The sequence below is a fragment of the Cronobacter malonaticus LMG 23826 genome (assembly GCF_001277215.2).
GTDB lineage: Bacteria > Pseudomonadota > Gammaproteobacteria > Enterobacterales > Enterobacteriaceae > Cronobacter > Cronobacter malonaticus.
This window is the reverse complement of sequence record NZ_CP013940.1, coordinates 696617-720399: the sequence shown is the minus strand read 5'-3', so window position 1 is coordinate 720399 and position 23783 is coordinate 696617. Positions and strand designations below refer to the sequence as shown.

Below are 23783 nucleotides of genomic sequence, written 5' to 3'. Positions count from 1 at the left end.
CGGGACAGCCTCTCCGCACCGCGCGGTGGCCTGACTACTTAATCTCTTTCAAACAACGCCATCGATTCCAGATGGCCGGTGTGTGGAAACATATCCAGCATCGCCAGCCGTTCGGTGCGATAGCCCGCTGCAAGCAGCGCCTCACTGTCACGCATCAGCGTGGCAGGGTTACAGGAGACATAGACCACCCGACGCGGTTTTAATTTCACAATATGCTGCATCAGGCCCGCCGCGCCCGCACGCGCGGGATCGAGCAGCACTTTGTCGAACCCCTGCTGCGCCCACGGTTGCCGGGTGACGTCTTCTTCCAGGTTATGCTGAAAGAATGTGACGTTTTTCAACGCATTAAGGCGGGCATTATAGTCACCTTTCTCCACCAGCGCCGCAACGCCCTCCACGCCCACCACACTTTCCGCGCGCCGCGCCAGCGGCAGCGTAAAGTTGCCCATGCCGCAGAAGAGATCCAGCAAGCGCTCGCCGGGCTGAATATCCAGCCACTCCAGCGCGCGGGCCACCATTTGCTGGTTTACAGCCTCGTTGACCTGAATAAAATCGCGCGGGCTGAAGGTAAGCCGCAGGCCGTCGGATTCATACCACGGCATCTCGCCATTAAGGTGCTCAAGGGTATCGCTCTGGGGCGCAAGGTACAGCGCCACGCCTTCGGAATGCGAAAAGCATTCCAGTTTTTCGCGATCGGCGGCACTTAACGGCTTGAGATGGCGCAAGACCATTAACGGACCGCTCGTCACATCCACCAGCTCGACATGGCCAAGATGACGCACGCCATCAAGGCTGCTTAAGCAGTCGCGAAGTTTCGGCAGCAACGCTTCAAGACGGGGCACAAGCACAGGGCAGCGATGCACATCCACCAGATCGTTCGAACCCGCCTTGCGAAAACCCATCTGTAAGCCTGGTTTGCGCGGCGGGAAATTCAAGCTCAGACGCGCGCGGCGGCGGTAGCCCCACGCAGGCCCGCTGATCACTTCATCCACCTCGCGCTTCATCATGCGGCTCAGCGCCTGCGCTTTAGCGCGCTGCTGTAATTCCACGCTGGCGTGCTGTTGCTGGCAGCCGCCGCATACGCCAAAATGCGGACACCGCGGCGTCTCGCGCTCCGGGCTTTGTGAAAGCCGCTTTTTAACGTCGCCGCGCGCGAACTGTTTTTTATCTTCGCTGAGCACCACTTCCGCGCGCTCGCCTGGCAATAAACCGGAGATGAACAACGCCTTGCCATGATGGCGCGCCACGCCCTGACCAAAGGCATCGAGGCCGTCAGCCGTCACGGTTATGATTTCACGCGTCGTCACGCGTCGCTTTGCAGAGTAGAATTGCGCCATCGCCAGGAAATTTCTCACATAAACTGAATGTCGCTGATTGTCCCATAACGGAACCCCATGACCAACTACAGCCTGCGGGCGCGGATGATGATTCTTATCCTGGCGCCCACCTTTATTATCGGCCTGCTGCTCAGCGTCTTCTTCGTTGTGCACCGCTATCATGATTTGCAGCGTCAGTTGGAAGACGCCGGCGCCAGCATTATCGAGCCGCTGGCGGTCGCCAGCGAATATGGCATGAGCCTGCAAAATAAGGAGTCGGTGCGCCAGCTGGTGAGCGTACTGCATCGCCGTCATTCGGAAATTGTACGCGCCATTTCGGTTTACGATCGGCACAATAAGCTGTTTGTCACCTCTAATTATCAGCTTGACCCGTCCGAACTGCAGCTCCCGGACGGCGCATCCATGCCGACCAGCCTGGGCGTGACGCGCCGCGACGATATACTGATTTTGCGCACGCCTGTGGTCTCCGAGCGCTATTCTCCTGACGAGTCTGAAATTTCTGACGCCAAACTCAGCGCCAACCCGCTGGGCTACGTGGCGCTGGAGCTTGATCTGAAATCAGTACGCCTCCAGCAGTATCAGGAGATCGCCATTTCGCTGCTGATGATGCTGATTTGCATGGCCTGCGCGGTGCTGTTCGCCTGGCGCCTGATGCGCGACGTCACCGCGCCTATCCGCAATATGGTTAATACCGTTGACCGTATTCGCCGCGGCCAGCTCGACAGCCGCGTGGAAGGCTTTATGCTGGGCGAACTGGATATGCTGAAAAACGGCATCAACTCAATGGCGATGTCGCTTGCCGCTTACCATGAAGAGATGCAGCACAATATCGATCAGGCGACGTCTGATCTTCGTGAAACGCTGGAGCAGATGGAGATCCAGAACGTTGAGCTGGATCTGGCGAAAAAACGCGCCCAGGAAGCGGCGCGCATTAAGTCTGAATTTCTCGCTAATATGTCTCATGAGCTGCGCACGCCGCTGAATGGCGTGATTGGCTTTACCCGCCTGACGCTGAAAACCGACCTCACGCCAACCCAGCGCGATCACCTCAATACCATCGAGCGTTCGGCAAATAATCTGCTCAGCATCATTAATGACGTGCTGGATTTCTCGAAACTTGAGGCCGGGAAACTGCTGCTGGAAAGCATTCCGTTCCCGCTGCGTACCACGCTTGATGAAGTGGTCACGCTGCTCGCGCACTCGGCGCACGATAAAGGGCTGGAACTGACCATTAGCGTGCGCCACGACGTGCCGGACAATGTCATTGGCGACCCGCTGCGTCTCCAGCAGGTGATTACTAACCTGGTCGGCAACGCGATTAAATTTACCGACCACGGCAATATCGACATCGTGGTTGAGAAGCGCGCCATCAGTAACAACAAGGTGCAGATCGAAGTACAAATCCGCGATACCGGCATCGGCATTCCGGAGCGCGATCAGTCGCGTCTGTTCCAGGCGTTTCGCCAGGCCGACGCCAGTATTTCACGCCGTCACGGCGGCACCGGGCTTGGGCTGGTGATCACCCAAAAGCTGGTGAACGAAATGGGCGGCGATATCTCCTTCCACAGCCAGCCGCATCGCGGCTCGACGTTCTGGTTCCATATCAGCCTTGATCTCAACCCGAACGCGCTGGTGGACCGCCACGCCACCGATATGCTGGCGGGGATGCGTCTGGCCTATGTCGAGAAAAACGAAGCGGCCGCGAAAAGCACGCGGGATCTGCTCGCTAACACGCCGCTCACGGTCGTCTACAGCCCCGATCTGGCAACGCTTCCGCAGGCGCATTACGACATTTTACTGTACGCCGCCCCGGTCACAGACCGCGAGCCGCTGTCGATGCGCCACGATCAACTGGCCCGTGCAGCGACGCTGACGGACTGCCTGATCCTCGCCCTGCCGTGCCACGCCCAAATCAACGCCGAGATGCTGAAAAAAGAGGGGGCCAGCGCCTGCCTGCTGAAACCAGTGACGGCCACGCGTTTGATGCCGCTGTTGCTGGAACACTGTCGTCTTATTCACGCCCGTGAACTGCCGGAAGGCGATCAGAGCAGGATGCCGATGACGGTGATGGCCGTGGATGATAACCCGGCCAACCTGAAGCTTATCGGCGCGCTGCTGGAAGATATGGTTCAGCATGTGGTGCTGTGCGAAAGCGGGCATCAGGCGGTGGAGCGCGCCATGCTTCAGCCGTTCGACATTATTCTGATGGATATCCAGATGCCGGATATGGACGGCATTCACGCCTGCGAGCTTATCCGCAAACTGCCGCAACAGCAGCATACGCCGATTATCGCGGTCACGGCTCACGCGATGTCAGGGCAGAAAGAAAAGCTGCTCAGCGCCGGAATGAATGATTATCTGGCGAAGCCTATCGAAGAAGAGAAACTGCGCGCCCTGTTACTGCGCTATCAGCCCGGCTACGCGGTGCCGGTGGCCGCAAGCGCTCCTGTGACAACGCCACTGGAGGGCAACCCCGACGCCACGCTCGACTGGAGCCTGGCGCTGCGACAGGCCGCCAATAAACCGGATCTGGCGCGCGATATGCTACAAATGCTGCTGGCGTTTTTACCGGAAGTCCGCAACCGCGTGGAAGAACAGCTGGTAGGGGAAAACCCGGGAGGTCTGACGGAGCTTATTCATAAACTGCACGGGAGCTGCGGCTACAGCGGCGTGCCGCGCCTGAAAAATCTCTGTCAGTTAATTGAACAGCAGTTGCGCAGCGGCGTTCCCGCAAGCGACCTGGAGCCGGAGCTGCTGGAATTACTTGATGAGATGGATAACGTGGCGCGCGAAGCGCAGCGTATTTCCGGGATATAAACCGCGTCGGCGCACAGAGCGCCGACGGCGTGATTTACTTAAGCAGCGCGCTCCACTGCTCGACCCAGGGGCTGGAGAGCGTTTCCGGCTCCGGATATTCCGCGGCGTCAATGTATAACACCTCGCCGACGCGCTGCGCTGCATGCTCCTGCAACAGCGCGTCAAATTTCTTGCCGCCGCCGCAAAAATGGCTGTAACTGCTGTCGCCGAGCGCAATCAGGCCGTAGCGCCGCGTCGGCTGATGACCGTGCTGATCTTTGATAGCCTGATAAAGCGGCACGATGCTGTCCGGCAGATCGCCCTGCCCGGTTGTGGAAGTGACAATAAGCGCATACCCGTCGCCATAACGCTCCCAGTCGGTGATATCGGGATCTTCATACACCGTCGCGTCATGTCCCTGCTTTTTCAGGATCGCCTGTGCTTCTTCCGCCACCAGCAGTGAATTTCCGTACATGGTGCCGACAAAAATCCCTACGCTTGCCATCGCTTACTCTCCTTTCGAATGCAGACTGCCTTCATCCTGAGGGTTCGTCACAGGAAACTCAACCCCATCGGCAGCGGGGAAATGCGCCTGCCAGCCAAAGTGCGCCAGCGCCTGACGCCAGACGTCATCCAGACCCGCGCGAATGGTCAGCGGCGCGCCGGTAAACGGGTGCGTCAGTGTCAGCTCGCTGGCGTGTAGCATTAGCCGGTTACAGCCAAAATGCTCCGCCGCCGCGCGGTTCTGGCGCAGATCGCCATGCTTTGAGTCACCGATAATAGGGTGGCGAAGGTGCGCCATATGGCGGCGCAGCTGATGTTTGCGGCCGGTCTGCGGCAACATTTCTACAAGGCTATAGCGCACTGAATCGTAACGCCCGACCGCCACCGGCTGCGTGGTCGTCGCAAGGCCGTGATAGTGCGTGACGGCAGGCTGCGGCTCTTTATCCTGGCGGGAGAACTTATCAGCGATTTTATCAAGCTCTTCCACCAGCGGATAATCCAGCACGGCGCTGTCGGTGAGCCAGCCGCGCACGATAGCGTGATAGCGTTTCTGGATTTGATGCTGTTCGAACTGCTGCGCTAACCGTCTTCCAGCCTCACTGGAAAGCCCCATCAGCAGTACGCCGGACGTGGGCCTGTCGAGACGATGAGCGGTAAAAACATGCTGGCCTATCTGATCACGAACCGTCTGCATGACGACGACCTTTTCATCGCGATCGAGCCAGCTGCGGTGCACCAGCCAGCCGGACGGCTTATTGACCGCCACCAGCCATTCATCCTGATAAAGGATTTCGAGGCTCACGCGTCGTCACCGGCGAACAGCGCGTCCAGTTCCACCAGCGTCACCAGAACGGCGTCGCGCGCCGGATAGCTCGCTTCAAGCGCAACTTCATAATAAGGCGCGACGGCAAACGCCTGCGGCAGCGGCGCACCGGCGTCCAGCAGCGCGTGCAGGCGCGGGATCAGCACCCATTGCAGCCATTCGTAAGGCTCAAGCGTATCCATGCAAAAAGGCTGCGTGCTTTCAAACGCGGAGGAGTGCGGCGCGGCGCTTTGCCACTGCTGATGATGGCGCAACACCTGCTCGACGCGCTGCAACTGCTGGCGAACCCGTTGATGGCGTTCCATAACAACCTCTGTGAATCAAAAAAACCGGGCGCGCAGCATACCATTTCCCGGCGGCAGAAAAAAAAGCATAAAAAAAGGGAGCACTGTGATAACACAGTGCTCCCGGTTCGTTTCGCAGCAGTCCGGCTACTTTTCGGTGCTCCCTGCTCGTCCGTGACAACTTTTCCTGCGGCCTTGCGACCTTACGTCCGTTTACGCGTCCTGCCCACATCGTCCTGATGTCACTGGTGCATCATCCAGATGCGTGTCCTGGTCTTCCTGACCCACCGGTAATCCTGACCGGCTCACATTCTCCTTCCTGGAGGTGTCCCTCAGCGCTCCTGCGCCGTCCTTTCGCTTCATCCTGAAGCCTTCCCTGAATCGCCCTCCGGCGTGTCCTTTTGAAGCGCCATCATCCTGATGTTCGCTTCAGCACCACTCCGTGTCGGCAGAGATAGAATCTCGCAATCTGCCTGCACTTACAAGGCAGCTTACAGGTTCAATTTAAGATAAGTTTCATTCGCAAGCGAAGCGTGAGCACAAAGGCCTTTGAAATATAAGACTATTAATTTTTAGCTTACGTAAGAAAACCCTTACTTTGACGGCGATCTCTCACAGGGTTTGTGAGAGATCTCTTACAAGGGTGCAGGCAAAAAAGGATTACACGAGGGGATCGAGCTGGTTCAGAAACGCGCTAAGCGAAGGTGCCAGTACGCGGCGCTTACGGGTGCCGAGCGTCTCGCGCACCACCTCGCCGGTCAGGTTACACAGCGAGATCACATCCAGCTCGCTATCAAGCGTAGCAATAAAAACTGTCGGCGACAGCTTCAGGCGTTTTTGCGTTACCAGATGGCCTATCAGGTTTTCCTGCACGCGGCGGAAATCGTCCTGGCTCCAGGCCTGTAACAGCGTTAACGCCAGTTCATCATGCCGCGCGGCCATGTCGCCAGCGTACTGGCTTACATAAAAAGCATGGGCGTCCGGCTGAATCACAATATCGAGCGCCTTCTCAACCGCGCCGAGAGAGTCTTCGGGTGTAAACGGCTGAGGCTGCCACTCTACCGCGTCCGGGTGGGTAGATACAATGCATGGGGAGGAAATACCGATATATTCTTCACTGACGGGCAGGCTGCCCCGCTGTTGCCGCCACGCTTCGCAGTAGCGCGCGCTGAATGACGCCAGCGCCTGTTGGACTTCGTTTTGCACCAGATTCTCTCTTCAGATCAGGTAAGATACACTGAACCCTGTATTGTACCTGTATTATTCCGGTGACACATGACTTCTTATGAAAATCATCAGGCGCTTCACGGCCTGACGCTCGGCAAATCCACTGATTACCGCGACGTTTACGACGCCTCGCTGCTCCAGCCCGTTCCGCGCAGTTTAAACCGCGATCCGCTGGGCCTGCGCGCCGATGCTCTGCCCTTTCACGGCGCGGATATCTGGACGATGTACGAACTCTCCTGGCTTAACCGCAACGGCCTGCCGCAGGTGGCGATAGGCCAGGTGGAGATTAACGCGACCAGCGTCAATCTGGTGGAATCGAAAAGCTTTAAGCTCTATCTCAACAGCTTTAACCAGACGCGTTTTGACAGCCTGGACGCGGTACGCGAGACGCTGGAGCGTGATTTACGCGCCTGCGCGCAGGGCGATGTCTCCGTCACGCTTCGCCGCCTTGAGGATGTGGAAGGCGAGCCGGTCGCGCGTTTTAGCGGCGACTGCATCGATAATCAGGATATTGAGATCACCGATTACGAATTCGATGCCGCGCTGCTTTCCGGTGCCGCAGGCGAGGAGACGGTGGAAGAGACGCTGGTGAGCCACCTGCTCAAATCCAACTGCCTGATCACGCACCAGCCGGACTGGGGCTCCGTACAGATCCGCTATCGCGGGCCGAAAATCTGCCGGGAAAAGCTGCTGCGCTATCTGGTCTCGTTCCGCCATCATAACGAATTCCACGAGCAGTGCGTCGAGCGCATCTTTAACGACATCACGCGTTTCTGCCAACCGGAACAGCTCAGCGTATACGCGCGCTACACCCGCCGCGGCGGTCTGGATATCAACCCGTGGCGCAGCAACTGCGACTTTACGCCAGCAACCGGCCGTCTGGCGCGTCAGTAATTGCTAAACATCCCGCAAATCCGTCATGAAGGCGGTGCGGGGTGGGTTGTTAAATGTCACATGGCGGGGCTATTGTAATCAGAGGGAGCGGCGTTTATCGCCCCGTAAGGAGCTTACTTGATTACACATATTAGCCCGCTGGGCTCGATGGATCTGCTGTCGCAGCTGGAAGTGGACATGCTTAAGCGCACCGCCAGCAGCGACCTGTATCAACTGTTTCGCAACTGTTCGCTCGCGGTTCTCAATTCCGGTAGCCAGACCGATAACAGCAAAGCGCTGCTGTCGCGCTTTGAAAATTTCGATATCAACGTGCTGCGCCGCGAGCGCGGCGTAAAGCTTGAGCTGATTAACCCGCCGGAAGAGGCGTTCGTCGACGGGCAGATTATTCGTTCGTTGCAGGCCAACCTCTTCGCGGTGCTGCGCGACATTCTGTTCGTCAACGGGCAAATCCATAACGCCGGGCGCTTTCAGCATCTGAATCTGACCGACTCCATCCATATCACTAACCTGGTGTTTTCTATCCTGCGTAACGCGAAAGCGCTGCACGTGGGCGAGGCGCCGAATATGGTGGTCTGCTGGGGCGGCCACTCCATTAACGAAACTGAATATCTCTACGCCCGACGCGTCGGCAATCAGCTGGGGCTGCGCGAGTTAAATATCTGCACCGGTTGCGGGCCGGGCGCGATGGAAGCGCCGATGAAAGGCGCTGCGGTCGGACATGCACAGCAGCGCTATAAAGAAGGGCGTTTTATCGGCATGACCGAGCCGTCCATCATTGCCGCCGAGCCGCCTAACCCGCTGGTGAACGAACTCATCATCATGCCGGATATCGAAAAACGCCTTGAAGCGTTTGTGCGTATCGCCCACGGGATCATTATCTTCCCGGGCGGCGTCGGTACGGCGGAAGAGCTGCTTTATCTGCTCGGCATTCTGATGAACCCGCACAACGCGGATCAGGTGCTGCCATTGATCCTGACCGGCCCGAAAGAGAGCGCCGATTACTTCCGCGTGCTGGATGACTTTATCGTCAACACGCTCGGCGAGAAGGCCCGCCGCCACTATCGCGTCATCATCGACGACCCGGCGGAAGTGGCGCGTGAAATGAAAAAAGCGATGCCGCTGGTGAAAGAGTGCCGCCGTGAAACGGGCGATGCGTATAGCTTTAACTGGGCGATTCGCATTTCGCCGGATCTCCAGGTGCCGTTCGAACCGACCCACGAAAACATGGCTAATCTGAAGCTCTACCCCGATCAGCCGACGGAAATTCTGGCGGCCGACCTGCGCCGTGCCTTCTCCGGCATCGTCGCGGGTAACGTGAAAGAGGTGGGCATCCGCGCCATCGAAAAATATGGACGCTATAAAATTCATGGGGATGCGCAGATGATGAAGCGCATGGACGATCTCCTGCAAGGGTTCGTTGCCCAGCACCGCATGAAACTTCCTGGCTCCGCCTACATCCCCTGCTACGAAATCTGCACCTGAAATCAGGCGGCCATCAGGCCGCCTTTTTCATCATCTGTGACTTAACCAAAACGTTTGCGCTCTAAAAAACACCGCGCATAATCCCGGAAATTTCTGCGAAAGAATCCGGACGTGCTGTTTTTGCAGGTTTTTACAGAAAAAGAATAATCATTTTAGCCCACTCTATTTACCTCATCTGCCGTCAGTGTCAGGCTCTGCGCGCATTAATAACGGCGTGGTGCCAAAACCCAGTGTTATGATCTAAAAAACGCGTAATAAAAAAGTGGATTATTGCAATTGGGATCGGGATCACTGATAGATTCAGTGCGTGAATGTATCTTTCGCACCGCCAGAGATTTGGGGAAAAATTACAAAAAAATCCCGCTCTACAGGATTTCGTTTTACCGTTCGTCGCAAATTTATTGAATGTCACTTTAAAGTTCGTTTTTGCTTCCTCCAGGAGATACACAGATGGAAACGACTCAAACCGTCAATGTTGCTACAGCAGCCAAAAGCAGCGCGTGGCGAAAAACTGATACCATGTGGATGCTTGGCCTGTACGGCACCGCGATTGGCGCAGGGGTTCTTTTCCTGCCGATCAACGCCGGTGTTGGCGGCCTGATTCCCCTGATTATCATGGCCATTCTTGCATTCCCGATGACCTTCTTCGCGCACCGCGCGCTGACCCGCTTCGTGCTTTCCGGTAAAAACCCGGGTGAAGACATTACCGAAGTCGTTGAAGAACATTTCGGCGTTGGCGCAGGTAAAGTCATCACCCTGCTCTATTTCTTCGCGATTTACCCCATCCTGCTGATGTACAGCGTGGCGATCACCAACACGGTTGATAGCTTCATTACGCACCAGCTTGGGCTGGCATCTCCGCCGCGCGCGATCCTTTCTCTGATTCTGATTGTCGGCATGATGACTATCGTACGCTTCGGCGAGCAGATGATCGTGAAAGCGATGAGCGTCCTGGTGTTCCCGTTCGTTGCCGTACTGATGCTGATGGCCTGCTTCCTGATCCCGAACTGGAGTGGTGCAGCGCTGGAAACGCTGTCTTTCAGCCACGCGTCTACCGGTAATGGCCTGCTGATGACCTTGTGGCTGGCTATCCCGGTCATGGTGTTCTCCTTCAACCACTCGCCGATCATCTCCGCTTTCGCCGTGGCGAAACGTGAAGAGTACGGCGCTGAAGCTGAGAAAAAATGCTCCCGCATTCTGGCGTACGCGCACATCATGATGGTCGTTACCGTGATGTTCTTCGTATTCAGCTGCGTACTGAGCCTCTCCCCGGAAAACCTGGCGGAAGCGAAAGCACAGAACATCACCATCCTGTCTTACCTGGCTAACCACTTTAACGTGCCGGTTATCGCCTGGGTTGGTCCGGTTATCGCGATTATCGCCATCACCAAATCGTTCCTGGGCCACTACCTGGGCGCACGTGAAGGCTTCAACGGCATGGTGATTAAATCGCTGCGCAGCCGTGGCAAAACCATCGAAGTGAGCAAACTGAACCGCATTACCGCGCTGTTCATGCTGATCACCACCTGGATCGTAGCGACCCTGAACCCGAGCATCCTTGGCATGATCGAAACGCTGGGCGGCCCGATTATCGCGATGATCCTGTTCCTGATGCCGATGTACGCCATTGCAAGAGTCCCGGCGATGCGCAAATACAGTGGCCACATCAGCAACGTGTTTGTGACCATCATGGGTCTTATCGCTATCTCCGCGATTTTCTACTCACTTTTCAGCTAATGCTTTGTCCGCGCCGCCGCCCGGCGGCGCGAGCCCTCCCCCGTTATTTATTCGATGGTACACATCATGATCAGCGTTTTTGATATTTTCAAAATCGGTATTGGTCCATCCAGTTCCCATACCGTAGGGCCGATGAAAGCGGGCAAACAGTTTACCGACGACCTTATCGCGCAGAACCTGCTGCATAAGACGACGAAAGTCGTGGTGGACGTGTATGGCTCCCTGTCGCTGACCGGCAAAGGCCACCATACTGATATCGCCATTATTATGGGTCTTGCGGGCAACCTGCCGGACACCGTAGACATTGATGCCATTCCTGGCTTCATTCAGGACGTGAATACCCACAGCCGTCTGATGCTGGCGAACGGCGCGCACGAAGTGGCGTTCCCGGTGGATCAATGCATGAATTTTCATGCCGATAACCTGGCGCTGCACGAGAACGGCATGCGTATTACCGCGCTTGTGGGCGACGACGTGCTCTACAGCCAGACGTATTACTCGATTGGTGGCGGTTTTATTGTCGACGAAGCCCACTTCGGCCAGACGCAAACGTCCGCAATCAACGTGCCGTACCCTTATAACACTGCCGCGGATCTTCAGCGCCACTGCCGTGAAACCGGCCTGTCGCTCTCCGGCCTGATGATGAAAAACGAGCTGGCGCTGCACAGTAAAGAAGAACTCGAAGCGCACTTCTCCCAGGTGTGGGACGTCATGCGCGCAGGGATTGAGCGCGGCACCACCACCGAAGGCGTTTTGCCCGGCAAGCTGCGCGTACCGCGTCGTGCTGCCGCGCTGCGTCGTATGCTTGTCAGCCACGACAAGAACGACGCCGATCCGATGAACGTCGTGGACTGGATCAACATGTTCGCGCTGGCGGTCAATGAAGAAAATGCCGCAGGCGGTCGCGTGGTCACCGCCCCGACCAACGGCGCGTGCGGTATCGTGCCGGCGGTACTGGCGTACTACGACAAATTCATTCGTGAAGTAAATGCTAACTCGCTGGCGCGCTACCTGCTGGTGGCAAGCGCGATTGGCTCACTCTATAAGATGAATGCGTCTATCTCGGGCGCTGAAGTCGGCTGTCAGGGCGAAGTGGGCGTCGCCTGCTCAATGGCGGCGGCGGGTCTCGCGGAACTGCTCGGCGGCAGCCCGGCGCAGGTCTGCATCGCGGCGGAAATCGCGATGGAGCACAACCTGGGGCTGACCTGCGACCCGGTCGCAGGTCAGGTACAGGTGCCGTGCATCGAGCGTAACGCCATCGCCTCGGTGAAGGCCGTCAATGCCGCGCGCATGGCGCTGCGCCGCACCAGCGAGCCGCGCGTCTGCCTTGATAAAGTCATCGAAACCATGTTTGAAACCGGCAAAGACATGAACGCCCGCTACCGTGAAACCTCTCGCGGCGGGCTGGCGGTTAAAGTGGTCGCCTGCGATTAATCCCCTCCTCCACCGCCCTGTTCGCAGGGCGGTTTTTTGCGCGTTATCTTCCTGAATCTGTACCGCTTTATGGTGAGCGTCCGGCGAAAATGTTACGGTAACGGCCTGTTATTTTCGCAAGGGATGCCGCCATGCCCGTTCATTTGCTGATTGTCGATGCGCTAAACCTGATCCGCCGGATCCATGCGGTGCAGGGCACGCCGTGCGTGGATACCTGTCTGCACGCACTGGAGCAACTGATTGGCAACAGTCAGCCGACGCACGCCGTCGCGGTGTTTGACGATGAAGCCCGCGCGCAGGGCTGGCGTCACCAGCTTCTGCCTGATTACAAAGCCGGACGTCCGCCAATGCCGGACGATTTGCATCATGAGATGCCCGCGCTTCGCGAAGCGTTTACCCGCCGCGGTGTGCCCTGCTGGCATGTGGAAGGGAACGAAGCTGACGATCTCGCCGCGACGCTCGCGGTGAAAGTCGCGGCCGCAGGCCATGAGGCGACTATCGTGTCGACCGATAAAGGTTATTGTCAGCTCTTACGTCCGGAAATCCGCATCCGCGACTATTTCCAGAAACGCTGGCTGGACGCGCCGTTTATCGAGAGTGAATTTGGCGTGTCGCCAGGCCAGCTGGCGGATTTCTGGGGGCTTGCAGGCATTAGCAGTTCGAAGATACCGGGCGTTGCGGGTATTGGCCCGAAAAGCGCCACGCAGTTGATTAACGATTTCGGCACGCTGGAGGCGCTCTACGAGCGGCTTGATGAGGTGCCGGAGAAGTGGCGTAAAAAGCTCGAAGCGCACCGTGAGAGCGCCTTTGTTTGCCGCGCGGTGGCGACGCTGAAAACCGATTTACAGCTCGACGGGAATTTGCAGCAGCTGCGGTTGCATGGATGATTTCAGGGCGCTATGCGTCCCATAAAAAAGGCGGGTGCGCTCACGCTTACCCGCCCTACATTAATTATTTAACCGCATATCCCGTAGGGCGGGTAAGCGCAGCGCACCCGCCATACCATAATTATTTAACCGTATATTCCCCAGGGCGGGTAAGCGCAGCGCACCCGCCGTTTCCTTATGCGCCATTCAACGCGCTTATCGCTCGTCGCGACGCCCGCCGACGGCGGCCCACCAGCGGCGCACGTGAACGGTCACTTCTTCACGGTCATGATAAAGCTGACGCGCCTGGATCTGCGCGTTAATACCGTGCTCATCCAGCTGCGCCTGAATCGAGGCGATATTCTGCGACACCTCTTCATAGCGCTTTTTCATCGGCAGCTTGAGGTTGAAAATGGTTTCGCGACACCAGCCGTTCACCAGCCACTGCGCCATCAGCGCTGCAACCTTGGCCGGTTTCTCCACCATGTCGCACACCATCCAGGTGATATTGGTGCGGGTCGGGCGATATTTAAAGCCGTCCTCACGCAGCCACGTCACCTGCCCGGTATCCATCAGGCTCTGCGCCATCGGGCCGTTATCCACGGACGCGACCCACATGTTGCGTTTCACCAGCTGATACGTCCAGCCGCCAGGGCAAGCACCCAGATCTACCGCGTACATGCCGTTTGCCAGACGCTCATCCCACTCATCCGCCGGGATAAACACATGAAACGCCTCTTCCAGCTTCAGCGTCGAACGGCTTGGCGCGTCCGCCGGGAACTTGAGGCGCGGAATGCCCATATAAAACGGCGAATTGTTATTGGTATAGGAATACCCGGTGTAGCAGCAGCCCGGCGCGATGAAAAAGACATGCACCACCGGACGCTTCGGCGTTTCGAAATTCGCCAGGATCTTTGCGTCGCGAAGCGCGGCGCGCAGCGGCACGGTGAATTTGCGGCAGAACTTCATCAGCTCTTTGCTTTCGTTGGTGTCCGCCACTTCAACGCGCAGCTCGCCGCCCTTCTCCACCACGCCCTGTAACATACCAACGACCGGCGTCACGCGATCTTCCGGCGGCAGATCCTGCAACAGATCGCCTGCCACAAACATCTGGCGGGCAAAAATTAGCGAGCTGAACGGCAGCTCACGGGCGAGCTTATCGGCCTCTTCCGGCTGATAACATTCGAAAATCACATAGGCGCTGTTTTCTTTGACGCGGGCGAAACCAAACACGCCCTGCTGCGCGGCTTTGTCGGTTATTTCTGCCGCGCACTCTTTCTCAAAACCCTGACGGCAGTACAAAATGACCTTATTCATGAACCGAACCTTTACGCTTCAGACGCACCGCGCCAATTAACATTAATATCCAACCGGCCAGAAAACTTACGCCGCCGACCGGCGTAACGAAGGCCCATAAGTGCAGATGAGAGAGCGCCAGACAATATAAGCTGCCGCTAAAAAGCACCGTGCCAAGCGCCAGAAAAACGCTGCTCCAGTAAAACCAGATGCTGATGCGGCGCTGCATCGCCACCGCCAGCCCTAAAATCGCGAGCGTATGAAACGCCTGATATTCAAGGCCGGTCTGGATCCAGCCCATCTCCGCAACGCCGAGCGTTTTACGTAAGACGTGTGCGCCGAAGGCACCCAGCGCCACAAAAACAAAGCCACTGATTGAGGCGAAAATCAGCATAAATCGGCTGGTCATGATGTAACCCTACAGTAAGGCGCGATTACGTCGCGCGAATCATCGTTATTGTTCATAGCGAAAACGGAATTTTTCTTGTTCACTCGCCGCCTTCGCCAGTATCCACTGTCGAAAGGCCGCTATTTTACCCAGTTCTGCCTGGCTGTCATGACAAACGAGGTAAAAAGCGTTTTTACTGACCAGGACGTCGTTGAACGGGCAGACCAGCCGACCCGCTTCGATCTCCGACTGCGCCATCACATTGTTGGCGAGCGCCACGCCCTGGCCGTGAATGGCCGCCTGCAGTACCATCGCGCTGTGGCTGAAAATCGGCCCCTGCTGGACATTAATATGATTAAGACCAAGCTGGCGCGTATAAGTTTGCCAGTCGCGGCGCGAGGCGTCATGCAGAAGCGTGTGGCGGGCTAAATCCTCGGGCGCTTTTAACGGCTTGTCACCCGTGAGCAACAGCGGTGAACAGACCGGCAGCAGATACTCCGCATAAAGCTTTTCCACCCGCAGCCCCGGCCAGTTGCCTCGTCCATAAAAAATCGCCACGTCCACGTCATCAGCAAGCTTATCTTCCTGCCGGTCCACCGCCTGAATACGCACGTCGATCCCAGGCCAGCTGCTGTTAAAACTGGAGAGCCGCGGCACCAGCCAGTGAATAGCGAAACTCGGCAGCAGGCTTACCGTCAACGCGCCTTTCGCGCTGCGCGCCTGAAGTTTGCGCGTCGCCTCCGTCAGCTGTGAAAAAATCTCTTTAATGTCCTGGAAATAGCTCTGCCCCTCTTCCGTTAAAAGAAGAGAACGGTTGCGTCGGCGGAATAACTTCAGCCCGAGAAAATCTTCTAATGATTTTATCTGATGGCTGACGGCAGCCTGGGTGACAAAGAGCTCTTCGGCGGCTTTTGTGAAGCTCAAATGGCGTGCGGCGGCATCAAAAACACGTAATGCGTTTAACGGCGGTAATCGCTTGGACATGATGATTTGGCTTATGTGTAAATGCGTATTAACAAACGAGAAACAAGTCGTAACCCATTAGTTTTTTTTATCTGAGCCATTATAATTTGTCCGTTGAGGTTACACCAGCAAATACCTATAGTGGCGGCACTTCCTGAGCCGGAACGAAAAGTCTTTAGGAATGAGAGTTCTGGAGGGCTTTTGGCTTACGGTTGTGATGTTGTGTTGTTGTGTTTGCATTTGGTCTGCGATTCAGACCATCGTAGCTAAGCTACTCTTTCACTTCCTGTACATTTACCCTGTCTGTCCATAGTGATTAATGTAGCACCGCACTTTGCGGTGCTTTTTTTTGCCTGCGCGAGTCGATTATTTCTCCAGCGCAACCATCTCTTTCACGTCAGTACGGTTGATCTGCTGCTGATTACCGTTGGCGTCTTTATATTTAATCATACCGGTATCGTCATCGGTTTTCGGTTTCCCGTCGGTCACGATAGAACGGCCGTCATTGGTATGCATTACGTAGTTAGGACCGGAACAAGCGCTCAGAGCAAAAGTCATCATGCATGCTGATACTACAGCGGCAAGTTTATTCATGGTTCTTCTCCTTTAGAGTTTAATGCTATGTAAACTTCGTCTGCTAACAGGCTGAAATATTCACCTAACACTATTCAGCATAACCTGCTTTCTGCCGTTTGCCAGAATAAACAGACTTATCCGATGGTTATCAATGACCTTGTTTAACGACGTCAAATGGGCCACGATCGAAGGACTGGAAAGAGGAGTATCATGAAAGCATTCAGTCCCGCCCAATTTCGCGCGCAGTTTCCCTCGCTTCGTGACGCAGGCGTCTATCTCGACAGCGCCGCTACGGCGCTAAAACCGCAGCCGGTTATTGACGCCAGCCAGCAGTTCTATTCATTAAGCGCAGGAAATGTGCATCGCAGCCAGTTTGCTGAGGCGCAGCGCCTTACCGAGCGCTATGAAGCCGCGCGTGATTGCGTGGCACGATTAATCAATGCGCCCGACAGCCGCGATATCGTCTGGACGCGCGGCACCACCGAATCCATCAATCTCATCGCTCAGTGCTACGCACGTCCGCGCCTGAAGCCGGGCGATGAGATTATCGTCAGTGAAGCAGAGCATCACGCCAACCTGGTGCCGTGGCTGATGGTGGCGGAGCAGACCGGCGCGAAGGTTGTGAAACTGCCGCTGGGCACCGATCTTCTGCCGGATCTCGCGGCACTCCCTGCGCTTATCAATGAACGCACATTCCTGCTGGCGCTCGGCCAGATGTCCAACGTCACCGGTGGCTGCCCGGATCTCGCGCGGGCGATTGGCACCGCGCACGCCGCAGGCGCAGTGGTGGTGGTGGATGGCGCGCAGGGCGTGGTTCACTGCCCGCCTGACGTCCAGCAACTGGACATCGATTTTTACGCCTTCTCCGGCCACAAGCTCTATGGGCCGACCGGCATTGGCGTGCTGTATGGCAAAACCGATCTGCTGGCGCAGATGTCGCCGTGGCTCGGCGGCGGAAAAATGGTCACTGAGGTCTCCTTTGACAGTTTTAAAACCCAGCCGGTGCCGTACCGCTTTGAGGCAGGCACGCCCAATGTCGCGGGCGTTATCGGCCTTAGCGCCGCGCTTGCCTGGCTTGAGGATATCGATCTGGCGAAAGCTGAAAGCTATAGCCGGGGGCTGGCGACGCTTGCCGAGGCGGAACTCGCGAAACGCCCTGGCTTTCGCTCTTTTCGCTGTCAGGATTCCAGCCTGTTGGCGTTTGATTTCGCAGGCGTACACCACAGCGATCTGGTGACGCTGCTTGCGGAGTCCGGCATCGCGCTGCGCGCCGGCCAGCACTGCGCCCAGCCGCTACTGGCGGCGCTTGGCGTCAGCGGCACGCTGCGCGCCTCTTTCGCGCCCTATAACACGCAAGGCGACGTCGAGGCGTTGATCGCCGCCATCGACCGCGCGCTGGACATACTGGTGGATTAAATGACGACTGCTTACCTTGCCGGGCATCCGTTCGGCGCTTCCATTACGCCTGACACATTGCGTCAGACGTTTGGCCCGCTCACCCAGTGGGAAGACAAATACCGCCAGTTAATTCTGCTCGGTAAACAGCTTCCGGCGCTGCCGGAGACATTAAAGCAAGAGGCGCAGGAGATCCCCGGCTGTGAAAACCGGGTCTGGCTCGGCTATGAAAAACGCCCCGACGGCGGGCTGCACTTTTATGGCGACAGCGAAGGGCGCATCGTGCGCGGGTTGCTTGCGGTGTTGCTCACCGCCGTGGAAGGCAAAACGCCGCAGGAGCTTCAGGAGAACTCCCCGCTGGCGTTATTTGACGAGTTAGGACTGCGCGCCCAGCTTAGCGCATCGCGCGGCCAGGGCCTGACCGCGCTGGCGCAGGCGGTACAGGACGCCGCCCGCAACGCCTGATCACCCGGCGCTACGCGCCGCTTTCGCCATCATCTTCTTCAGCGCGTGCGACACCGCCACAAAACCAAACGTGGCGGTGACCATCGTGGCCGCGCCAAAACCTGAGGCGCAGTCCATGCGCTTCGGCCCTTCCGCCGTGCTTTTCATCGCGCATACCGAGCCGTCAGCCTGCGGATAGACCAGCGCTTCGGTAGAGAAAACGCAGTCCACGCCAAGCTTCCCTTTGCTGTTTTTCACCACGCCGAAATCGCTTTTCAGCCGTTCTCGCAGTTTCGCGGCCAGCGGGTCCTGGATGGTTTTGGCAAGATCGACCACCTGGATCTGCGTCGGGTCGGTCTGCCCGCCCGCGCCGCCCGTCGTGACCAGCGGAATTTTATTACGACGGCAGTACGCAATCAGCGCCGCCTTTGGCCGCACGCTGTCGATAGCATCGATGACATAGCTAAACCCGGCGTTCATATATTGCGCCACATTATCGACAGTGACGAAATCATCCACCACAGTGATGCGGCACTCCGGGTTGATCTGGCGAATACGCTCGGCCATCACCTCGGATTTCGCCTGCCCTACCGTGTCGCGTAGCGCATGGATCTGACGATTGGTATTGGTGACGCACACGTCATCCATATCGATAAGCGTAATTGCACCGATACCGGTGCGCGCCAGCGCTTCCGCCGCCCATGAGCCGACACCGCCAATCCCCACCACGCACACATGCGCGTCGGCAAAGAGCTGCAACGCCGCTTCGCCATATAAACGGGCCGTGCCGCCAAAGCGGCTGCGCCAGGCGTCTGTGATAACTACAGCCATAAAACCTCAGATGTAAAAAGGGTGAGAGTTCTCCCTCACCCTTGCTCAGAAATCCGCAGGCCCGGCAGGGTTACGCCGCCGGGCGACAGGTTGCTCAGAATAGCATAATCAGCCGCTGAACACGTTGCCGGCACCCGGCGCGGTTTTCAGCACCCAGACGCGGCCGTAGTGATTATACCAGCCTGCGCGGTGCCCGGCGTCCGGGCCGATCCCCTGATAAATATCGAAATGCTGGCCTTTAATCGCGCCGCCGACATCCAGCGCCACCATCAGCCTGAGCTCATATTGTCCGTTGAACTTGCCGTTATTGTCCAGCAGCGGCACCTCTGCCAGCAGCGTGGTGCCTGCCGGAATAATGGAGCGGTCAGAGGCCACCGACGCGCGGCCAATCAGCGGTACGCCGCTTGCGCCTTTCACCGGCGCGTAATTTTGCGGCTTAAAGAAGACAAAGGACGGGTTCTCTTCCAGCAACGCGCGCACTTCCTGCTCGCTGTGGGTTTCGCCCCAGTGGCGAATCGCCTGCATCGACATATCTTCACGCTTCACTTCACCGCGATCGATAAGCACCTTGCCGATACTGCGGTACGGATGGCCGTTTTTCCCGGCATAGGCGAAGAAGTTCAGCGGACGACCGTCGCCGAAATCGATATAGCCGCTGCCCTGCACATCCATAATGAAGTTATCCATCAGCGAGTTGCTGTATGCCAGCACGTAGTTATCGCTGAGCGCGCCGGCGTAAATTTCGGCGCGCGATGGCAGGCGACCGCGTTTCGGCGGCATACGGTAAATCGGGTACTGGAATTCGCCCTGACGGGTATAGCGCGCCTGCACTACCGGCGTGTAGTAACCGGTGAACTGGACGTTGCCGTAGTTATCCGCCCCTTCCATCTGCCAGGCGTCGATGCCGAACTGGCGCAGCGAGCGGGTATCGCCACCGGCGCGCAGCCACTCCTGCACGGCGTTATAGACGCTGCTTTGAGAGCCAAAAAGACGCGGCGAGGCGCTGCGAATAGCCGCGACCTGCTCGGAGAAATCTCCGGCGTTAATAGGCGCGCCAACGGCGTCCGGTTGGTTTACCAGCGAAAACGGCTGCGTAAATTTGCCGTCTTTATATTGCTGACCGCGATCGGTCGGTTTGGAGGAACAGGCGGAAAGCAGCGCGATCATCGCCCCTGCCGCCAGATATTTTGCCCAACGTCCTTTCATGACTCTCTCCGCTATTGCGCTGTCCGCAGGCGAAGATAGCAAACCGGCGCTCGCAAGGAAACGCATAAGCCCTTTCAGACGGACATCGGGATTAAAGAATCATCAAGACGGATAATATTTCGGCAAGCTGACGCCGATTCAGCTTATTGTTTTAAAAAAAGGTTGCAACGAAAGCTCAGCGGAGTATAGTGCGCATCCACGGACGCGGGGTGGAGCAGCCTGGTAGCTCGTCGGGCTCATAACCCGAAGGTCGTCGGTTCAAATCCGGCCCCCGCAACCAATTAACGCGCACGGCGCGACAATGTGAAGAAGTAAGACGGACGCGGGGTGGAGCAGCCTGGTAGCTCGTCGGGCTCATAACCCGAAGGTCGTCGGTTCAAATCCGGCCCCCGCAACCAATAAAATGAACACCCTGACGGGTGTTTTTTTATGTCCGCAATTCAGCCATTCCCTGTATCACTCTGTCCCAGCAAGGCAAAAAGGCGCGTTATCCGCGCCTTGCCAGCGTCCCGCCATCGGCGAAGTAAGCTTTGATCCCTGCCAGAATCGACTCCGCCACTTCCTGCTGGAATGTCGCGGTGCGAAGCTTACGCTCCTCTTCCTCATTACTGATAAATGCGGTTTCGACCAGAATCGACGGAATATCCGGCGCTTTCAGCACGGCGAAGCCCGCCTGATCCACTTTGTTCTTATGCAGTTTGTTCACCCGTCCGAGACGCCCTAACACCTCTTTGCCAAATTTCAGGCTGTCGGAAATCGTCAGCGACTGCACCATATCGAACATAGTGTGATCGAGATAAACGTCCCCGCTTTTACTCACACCGCCCACGAGATCCGCGGCGTTCTGGGTTTGCGCCAGGTATTTCGCCGCCGTACTGGTCGCCCCTTTGGTCGAGAGCGCAAAAACGGACGAACCGCGCGCGGCGCGGCTGGTAAAGGCGTCAGCGTGAATAGAGACAAACAGGTCGGCGCGCTGCTTCTGAGCCTTCGCCACGCGCACTTTCAGCGGAATAAAGATATCTTCATTGCGCGTCATGAACGCTTTCATATTCGCTTCGCGTTCAATCAACGCGCGCAGGCGGCGGGCGATTTGCAGCACCACGTCTTTTTCACGCGTCTTATTTTTGCCGATCGCGCCGGGGTCTTCGCCGCCGTGGCCGGGGTCAATCATAATGACAATCGGGCGATCGCGCCCCGCCTTGCCCGGCTGCGGGCCGCTGGTGGCAGGCGGCACCTGCTTATCCAGCTCGCCCTTGTTGTAATCCTCAAGCAGCGCCAGCAGCGGATCCTGCTCGTTAGTGCCGTTAGCCGGGTAGAGATCGATAACCAGACGTTCGCGGAACTCCGCGACGGGTGCCAGCGCAAACAGATGCGGCGTGACGTTTTTCTTTAGCTCAAACACCATACGCACGGTTTTCGGGTCAAACTGCCCGACGCGAGCGGATTTTATGAACGGATCGTCGACGCGGATCTGATTGCTTACGCCTTTCAGCACCGCATTCAGATTAACGCCTTCGAGATCGACCACGATGCGTTCCGGGTTACTCAGCGCGAACTGGCGATATTTCAGCACACGGTTAGATTCCAGCGTCACGCGGGTATAGGCGGAAGCAGGCCAGACGCGCACCGCAATAACCTGGCCCGACGCAGCCAGGCCCACCTGGCTGACGCTCAATAACCACATCGCCCCCGCGCCCTGTAACAGCTGGCGGCGACTAAAAAGATGACTGGAACCTGACATGCCACTCCCGAGCACTAATGCGAATAACTCAACTTACGACCAAAATGGCCAAAAACTTTAGCGAATGGTAGCGAAACTGTCATCTATAAAAGGGTAAACAAATGCCTTTGCGCGTGTACGTTCGCGGTAATGACGCGCCGCCGCCATAAAATTGCCACTTGCGCATGGGATAATAAAAGAATAAAAATACACAAATTACGAATAACCATTCACTGAGAGGTTTTGCCGTGGTGAAGGAGCGTCGAACCGAACTGGTCCAGGGATTCCGCCATTCTGTTCCCTATATTAATGCCCATCGGGGCAAAACGTTTGTCATCATGCTTGGCGGCGAAGCTATTGAGCATGAAAACTTTTCCAGTATCGTCAACGATATAGGTCTTCTTCACAGCCTCGGCATCCGCCTGGTGGTGGTGTATGGCGCGCGTCCGCAAATCGACGCTAACCTTGCCGAACACCATCATGAACCGGTTTATCACAAACACACCCGCGTTACCGACGCCAAAACGCTGGAGCTGGTCAAGCAGGCCGCCGGGTTGCTGCAGCTCGATATCACCGCTCGTCTGTCGATGAGCCTCGGCAACACGCCGCTGCAGGGCGCGCATATTAATGTAGTGAGCGGCAACTTTATCATCGCGCAGCCGCTCGGCGTGGATGACGGTGTCGATTACTGCCACAGCGGGCGCATTCGCCGCATTGATGAAGACGCCATTCACCGCCAGCTCGACAGCGGCGCTATCGTGCTGCTCGGGCCGGTGGCGGTGTCGGTGACGGGTGAGAGCTTCAACCTGACGTCAGAAGAAGTCGCCACCCAGCTTGCCATCAAGCTTAAGGCTGAGAAGATGATCGGTTTCTGCTCGTCGCAGGGCGTGATGAGCGACGATGGCGACATTATTTCCGAGCTGTTCCCGAACGAGGCGCAGGCGCGTCTTGAGACGCTGGAAGCGGCAGGCGACTACCACTCCGGTACCGTGCGTTTTCTGCGTGGCGCGGTCAAAGCCTGCCGCAGCGGCGTACGTCGCTGCCATCTCATCAGCTATCAGGAAGATGGCGCGCTGTTGCAGGAGCTGTTCTCCCGCGACGGTATCGGCACGCAGATTGTGATGGAGAGCGCCGAGCAGATCCGCCGCGCCACCATTAATGACATCGGCGGCATTCTGGAGCTTATCCGGCCGCTGGAGCAGCAGGGTATTCTGGTGCGCCGCTCGCGCGAACAGCTGGAGATGGAGATCGATAAATTCACGATTATTCAGCGCGATAACCTGACCATCGCCTGCGCCGCGCTCTATCCATTCCCGGAAGAGAAAATCGGTGAAATGGCATGCGTGGCCGTGCATCCGGATTACCGCAGCTCAGCGCGCGGCGAAGTGCTGTTGCAGCGCATCGCCACCCAGGCCAAACAGATGGGCTTATCCAAACTGTTTGTGCTTACTACACGCAGCATTCACTGGTTCCAGGAGCGCGGGTTCGCGCCGGTAGATATCGACCTGCTGCCCGAAAGCAAAAAGCAGATGTACAACTACCAGCGCCGCTCGAAGGTGCTGATGGCAGATTTAACCTGA

21 protein-coding genes and 2 tRNA genes are annotated in these 23783 nt (G+C 57.2%); 11 read left to right on the top strand and 12 right to left on the bottom strand.

Annotation, left to right across the window (positions count from 1 at the left end; translation table 11 throughout):
* Positions 1–38 precede the first annotated feature (38 nt).
* Positions 39–1337, bottom strand: a complete 1299-nt coding sequence (gene rlmD / locus AFK66_RS03370) for a 23S rRNA (uracil(1939)-C(5))-methyltransferase RlmD (RefSeq protein WP_032968392.1) — start codon at positions 1335–1337, stop codon at positions 39–41.
* A 57-nt stretch (positions 1338–1394) separates the two neighbouring features.
* Here rlmD and barA point away from each other — a divergent pair, with 57 nt between their 5' ends.
* Positions 1395–4154, top strand: a complete 2760-nt coding sequence (gene barA / locus AFK66_RS03365; protein ID WP_023898075.1) for a two-component sensor histidine kinase BarA — start codon at positions 1395–1397, stop codon at positions 4152–4154.
* A gap of 34 nt (positions 4155–4188) precedes the next feature.
* Here the strand turns inward: barA and AFK66_RS03360 are convergent, their stop codons facing one another.
* The 4 genes from AFK66_RS03360 to syd all read right to left on the bottom strand — a co-directional run bounded on the left by AFK66_RS03360 (position 4189) and on the right by syd (position 6950).
* Positions 4189–4638 (bottom strand): flavodoxin, encoded by a 450-nt coding sequence (locus AFK66_RS03360; RefSeq protein ID WP_007777778.1) that lies wholly within the window; start codon positions 4636–4638, stop codon positions 4189–4191.
* A 3-nt stretch (positions 4639–4641) separates the two neighbouring features.
* Entirely contained in the window at positions 4642–5439 is a 798-nt protein-coding gene (truC, locus tag AFK66_RS03355) for a tRNA pseudouridine(65) synthase TruC (RefSeq protein WP_007777780.1), read from the bottom strand.
* Positions 5436–5765 carry a YqcC family protein gene (locus AFK66_RS03350; RefSeq protein WP_007777781.1) on the bottom strand — a complete coding sequence of 110 codons (330 nt, stop codon included), beginning with the start codon at positions 5763–5765 and terminating at the stop codon, positions 5436–5438. Before AFK66_RS03350 ends, truC begins: the two co-directional genes overlap by 4 nt.
* 639 nt (positions 5766–6404) lie before the next feature.
* Entirely contained in the window at positions 6405–6950 is a 546-nt protein-coding gene (gene syd, locus AFK66_RS03345; protein ID WP_007777783.1) for a SecY-interacting protein, read from the bottom strand.
* Positions 6951–7019: 69 nt separating this feature from the next.
* Here syd and queF point away from each other — a divergent pair, with 69 nt between their 5' ends.
* The 5 genes from queF to xni all read left to right on the top strand — a co-directional run bounded on the left by queF (position 7020) and on the right by xni (position 13405).
* On the top strand, positions 7020–7865 hold the full coding sequence (gene queF, locus AFK66_RS03340) for an NADPH-dependent 7-cyano-7-deazaguanine reductase QueF (protein WP_023898073.1): 846 nt from the start codon (positions 7020–7022) through the stop codon (positions 7863–7865).
* 117 nt (positions 7866–7982) lie between these two features.
* Positions 7983–9347, top strand: a complete 1365-nt coding sequence (gene ppnN, locus AFK66_RS03335; RefSeq protein WP_004388155.1) for a nucleotide 5'-monophosphate nucleosidase PpnN — start codon at positions 7983–7985, stop codon at positions 9345–9347.
* 450 nt (positions 9348–9797) lie between these two features.
* Positions 9798–11084: an HAAAP family serine/threonine permease gene (locus AFK66_RS03330; RefSeq protein ID WP_007777788.1), complete on the top strand. Its 1287-nt coding sequence runs from the start codon at positions 9798–9800 to the stop codon at positions 11082–11084.
* A 66-nt stretch (positions 11085–11150) separates the two neighbouring features.
* Positions 11151–12518, top strand: a complete 1368-nt coding sequence (locus AFK66_RS03325) for an L-serine ammonia-lyase (RefSeq protein ID WP_023898071.1) — start codon at positions 11151–11153, stop codon at positions 12516–12518.
* A 131-nt stretch (positions 12519–12649) separates the two neighbouring features.
* Entirely contained in the window at positions 12650–13405 is a 756-nt protein-coding gene (gene xni / locus AFK66_RS03320) for a flap endonuclease Xni (protein WP_023898070.1), read from the top strand.
* 195 nt (positions 13406–13600) lie between these two features.
* On the opposite strand, the gene rlmM is transcribed toward xni, so the two are convergent.
* The 4 genes from rlmM to AFK66_RS03300 all read right to left on the bottom strand — a co-directional run bounded on the left by rlmM (position 13601) and on the right by AFK66_RS03300 (position 16625).
* Positions 13601–14701: a 23S rRNA (cytidine(2498)-2'-O)-methyltransferase RlmM gene (rlmM, locus tag AFK66_RS03315; RefSeq protein WP_007777794.1), complete on the bottom strand. Its 1101-nt coding sequence runs from the start codon at positions 14699–14701 to the stop codon at positions 13601–13603.
* Complete coding sequence (locus AFK66_RS03310; RefSeq protein ID WP_007701398.1) at positions 14694–15089, bottom strand: DUF423 domain-containing protein; 396 nt, start codon at positions 15087–15089, stop codon at positions 14694–14696. Before AFK66_RS03310 ends, rlmM begins: the two co-directional genes overlap by 8 nt.
* Positions 15090–15134: 45 nt before the next feature.
* On the bottom strand, positions 15135–16052 hold the full coding sequence (gene gcvA / locus AFK66_RS03305) for a glycine cleavage system transcriptional regulator GcvA (protein WP_004385390.1): 918 nt from the start codon (positions 16050–16052) through the stop codon (positions 15135–15137).
* Positions 16053–16397: 345 nt separating this feature from the next.
* Positions 16398–16625: a YgdI/YgdR family lipoprotein gene (locus tag AFK66_RS03300; protein ID WP_004385389.1), complete on the bottom strand. Its 228-nt coding sequence runs from the start codon at positions 16623–16625 to the stop codon at positions 16398–16400.
* A gap of 192 nt (positions 16626–16817) precedes the next feature.
* Between AFK66_RS03300 and csdA the strand changes: the two genes are divergently transcribed.
* Positions 16818–18023 (top strand): cysteine desulfurase CsdA, encoded by a 1206-nt coding sequence (gene csdA, locus AFK66_RS03295; protein ID WP_023898065.1) that lies wholly within the window; start codon positions 16818–16820, stop codon positions 18021–18023.
* Positions 18024–18467 (top strand): cysteine desulfurase sulfur acceptor subunit CsdE, encoded by a 444-nt coding sequence (gene csdE / locus AFK66_RS03290; RefSeq protein ID WP_007777795.1) that lies wholly within the window; start codon positions 18024–18026, stop codon positions 18465–18467.
* Here csdE and tcdA read toward each other — a convergent pair whose 3' ends face one another.
* Complete coding sequence (gene tcdA / locus AFK66_RS03285; protein WP_007777796.1) at positions 18468–19277, bottom strand: tRNA cyclic N6-threonylcarbamoyladenosine(37) synthase TcdA; 810 nt, start codon at positions 19275–19277, stop codon at positions 18468–18470.
* A 108-nt stretch (positions 19278–19385) separates the two neighbouring features.
* The gene (gene mltA / locus AFK66_RS03280; protein ID WP_004385385.1) at positions 19386–20483 is read right to left on the bottom strand and encodes a murein transglycosylase A; all 1098 of its coding nucleotides are present in this window, start codon (positions 20481–20483) and stop codon (positions 19386–19388) included.
* 203 nt (positions 20484–20686) lie between these two features.
* On the opposite strand from mltA, the gene AFK66_RS03275 reads away from it, so the two are divergent.
* Together AFK66_RS03275 and AFK66_RS03270 are read left to right on the top strand one after the other, a co-directional pair.
* Positions 20687–20763, top strand: a tRNA-Met gene (locus AFK66_RS03275).
* A gap of 41 nt (positions 20764–20804) precedes the next feature.
* Positions 20805–20881: transfer RNA gene (locus AFK66_RS03270), tRNA-Met, on the top strand.
* 89 nt (positions 20882–20970) lie between these two features.
* Here the strand turns inward: AFK66_RS03270 and amiC are convergent.
* On the bottom strand, positions 20971–22224 hold the full coding sequence (gene amiC, locus AFK66_RS03265) for an N-acetylmuramoyl-L-alanine amidase AmiC (protein ID WP_023898064.1): 1254 nt from the start codon (positions 22222–22224) through the stop codon (positions 20971–20973).
* A gap of 227 nt (positions 22225–22451) precedes the next feature.
* Between amiC and argA the strand changes: the two genes are divergently transcribed.
* Complete coding sequence (gene argA / locus AFK66_RS03260) at positions 22452–23783, top strand: amino-acid N-acetyltransferase (RefSeq protein WP_032968395.1); 1332 nt, start codon at positions 22452–22454, stop codon at positions 23781–23783.

What these genes read in the sequence shown, in the direction of transcription:
- rlmD (WP_032968392.1), bottom strand. Translation starts at nt 1,337, where the DNA reads ATGGCGCAATTCTACTCTGCAAAGCGACGCGTGACGACGCGTGAAATC.
- barA (WP_023898075.1), top strand. Translation starts at nt 1,395, where the DNA reads ATGACCAACTACAGCCTGCGGGCGCGGATGATGATTCTTATCCTGGCG.
- AFK66_RS03360 (WP_007777778.1), bottom strand. Translation starts at nt 4,638, where the DNA reads ATGGCAAGCGTAGGGATTTTTGTCGGCACCATGTACGGAAATTCACTG.
- AFK66_RS03350 (WP_007777781.1), bottom strand. Translation starts at nt 5,765, where the DNA reads ATGGAACGCCATCAACGGGTTCGCCAGCAGTTGCAGCGCGTCGAGCAG.
- queF (WP_023898073.1), top strand. Translation starts at nt 7,020, where the DNA reads ATGACTTCTTATGAAAATCATCAGGCGCTTCACGGCCTGACGCTCGGC.
- AFK66_RS03330 (WP_007777788.1), top strand. Translation starts at nt 9,798, where the DNA reads ATGGAAACGACTCAAACCGTCAATGTTGCTACAGCAGCCAAAAGCAGC.
- AFK66_RS03325 (WP_023898071.1), top strand. Translation starts at nt 11,151, where the DNA reads ATGATCAGCGTTTTTGATATTTTCAAAATCGGTATTGGTCCATCCAGT.
- xni (WP_023898070.1), top strand. Translation starts at nt 12,650, where the DNA reads ATGCCCGTTCATTTGCTGATTGTCGATGCGCTAAACCTGATCCGCCGG.
- rlmM (WP_007777794.1), bottom strand. Translation starts at nt 14,701, where the DNA reads ATGAATAAGGTCATTTTGTACTGCCGTCAGGGTTTTGAGAAAGAGTGC.
- AFK66_RS03310 (WP_007701398.1), bottom strand. Translation starts at nt 15,089, where the DNA reads ATGACCAGCCGATTTATGCTGATTTTCGCCTCAATCAGTGGCTTTGTT.
- gcvA (WP_004385390.1), bottom strand. Translation starts at nt 16,052, where the DNA reads ATGTCCAAGCGATTACCGCCGTTAAACGCATTACGTGTTTTTGATGCC.
- AFK66_RS03300 (WP_004385389.1), bottom strand. Translation starts at nt 16,625, where the DNA reads ATGAATAAACTTGCCGCTGTAGTATCAGCATGCATGATGACTTTTGCT.
- csdA (WP_023898065.1), top strand. Translation starts at nt 16,818, where the DNA reads ATGAAAGCATTCAGTCCCGCCCAATTTCGCGCGCAGTTTCCCTCGCTT.
- csdE (WP_007777795.1), top strand. Translation starts at nt 18,024, where the DNA reads ATGACGACTGCTTACCTTGCCGGGCATCCGTTCGGCGCTTCCATTACG.
- tcdA (WP_007777796.1), bottom strand. Translation starts at nt 19,277, where the DNA reads ATGGCTGTAGTTATCACAGACGCCTGGCGCAGCCGCTTTGGCGGCACG.
- mltA (WP_004385385.1), bottom strand. Translation starts at nt 20,483, where the DNA reads ATGAAAGGACGTTGGGCAAAATATCTGGCGGCAGGGGCGATGATCGCG.
- amiC (WP_023898064.1), bottom strand. Translation starts at nt 22,224, where the DNA reads ATGTCAGGTTCCAGTCATCTTTTTAGTCGCCGCCAGCTGTTACAGGGC.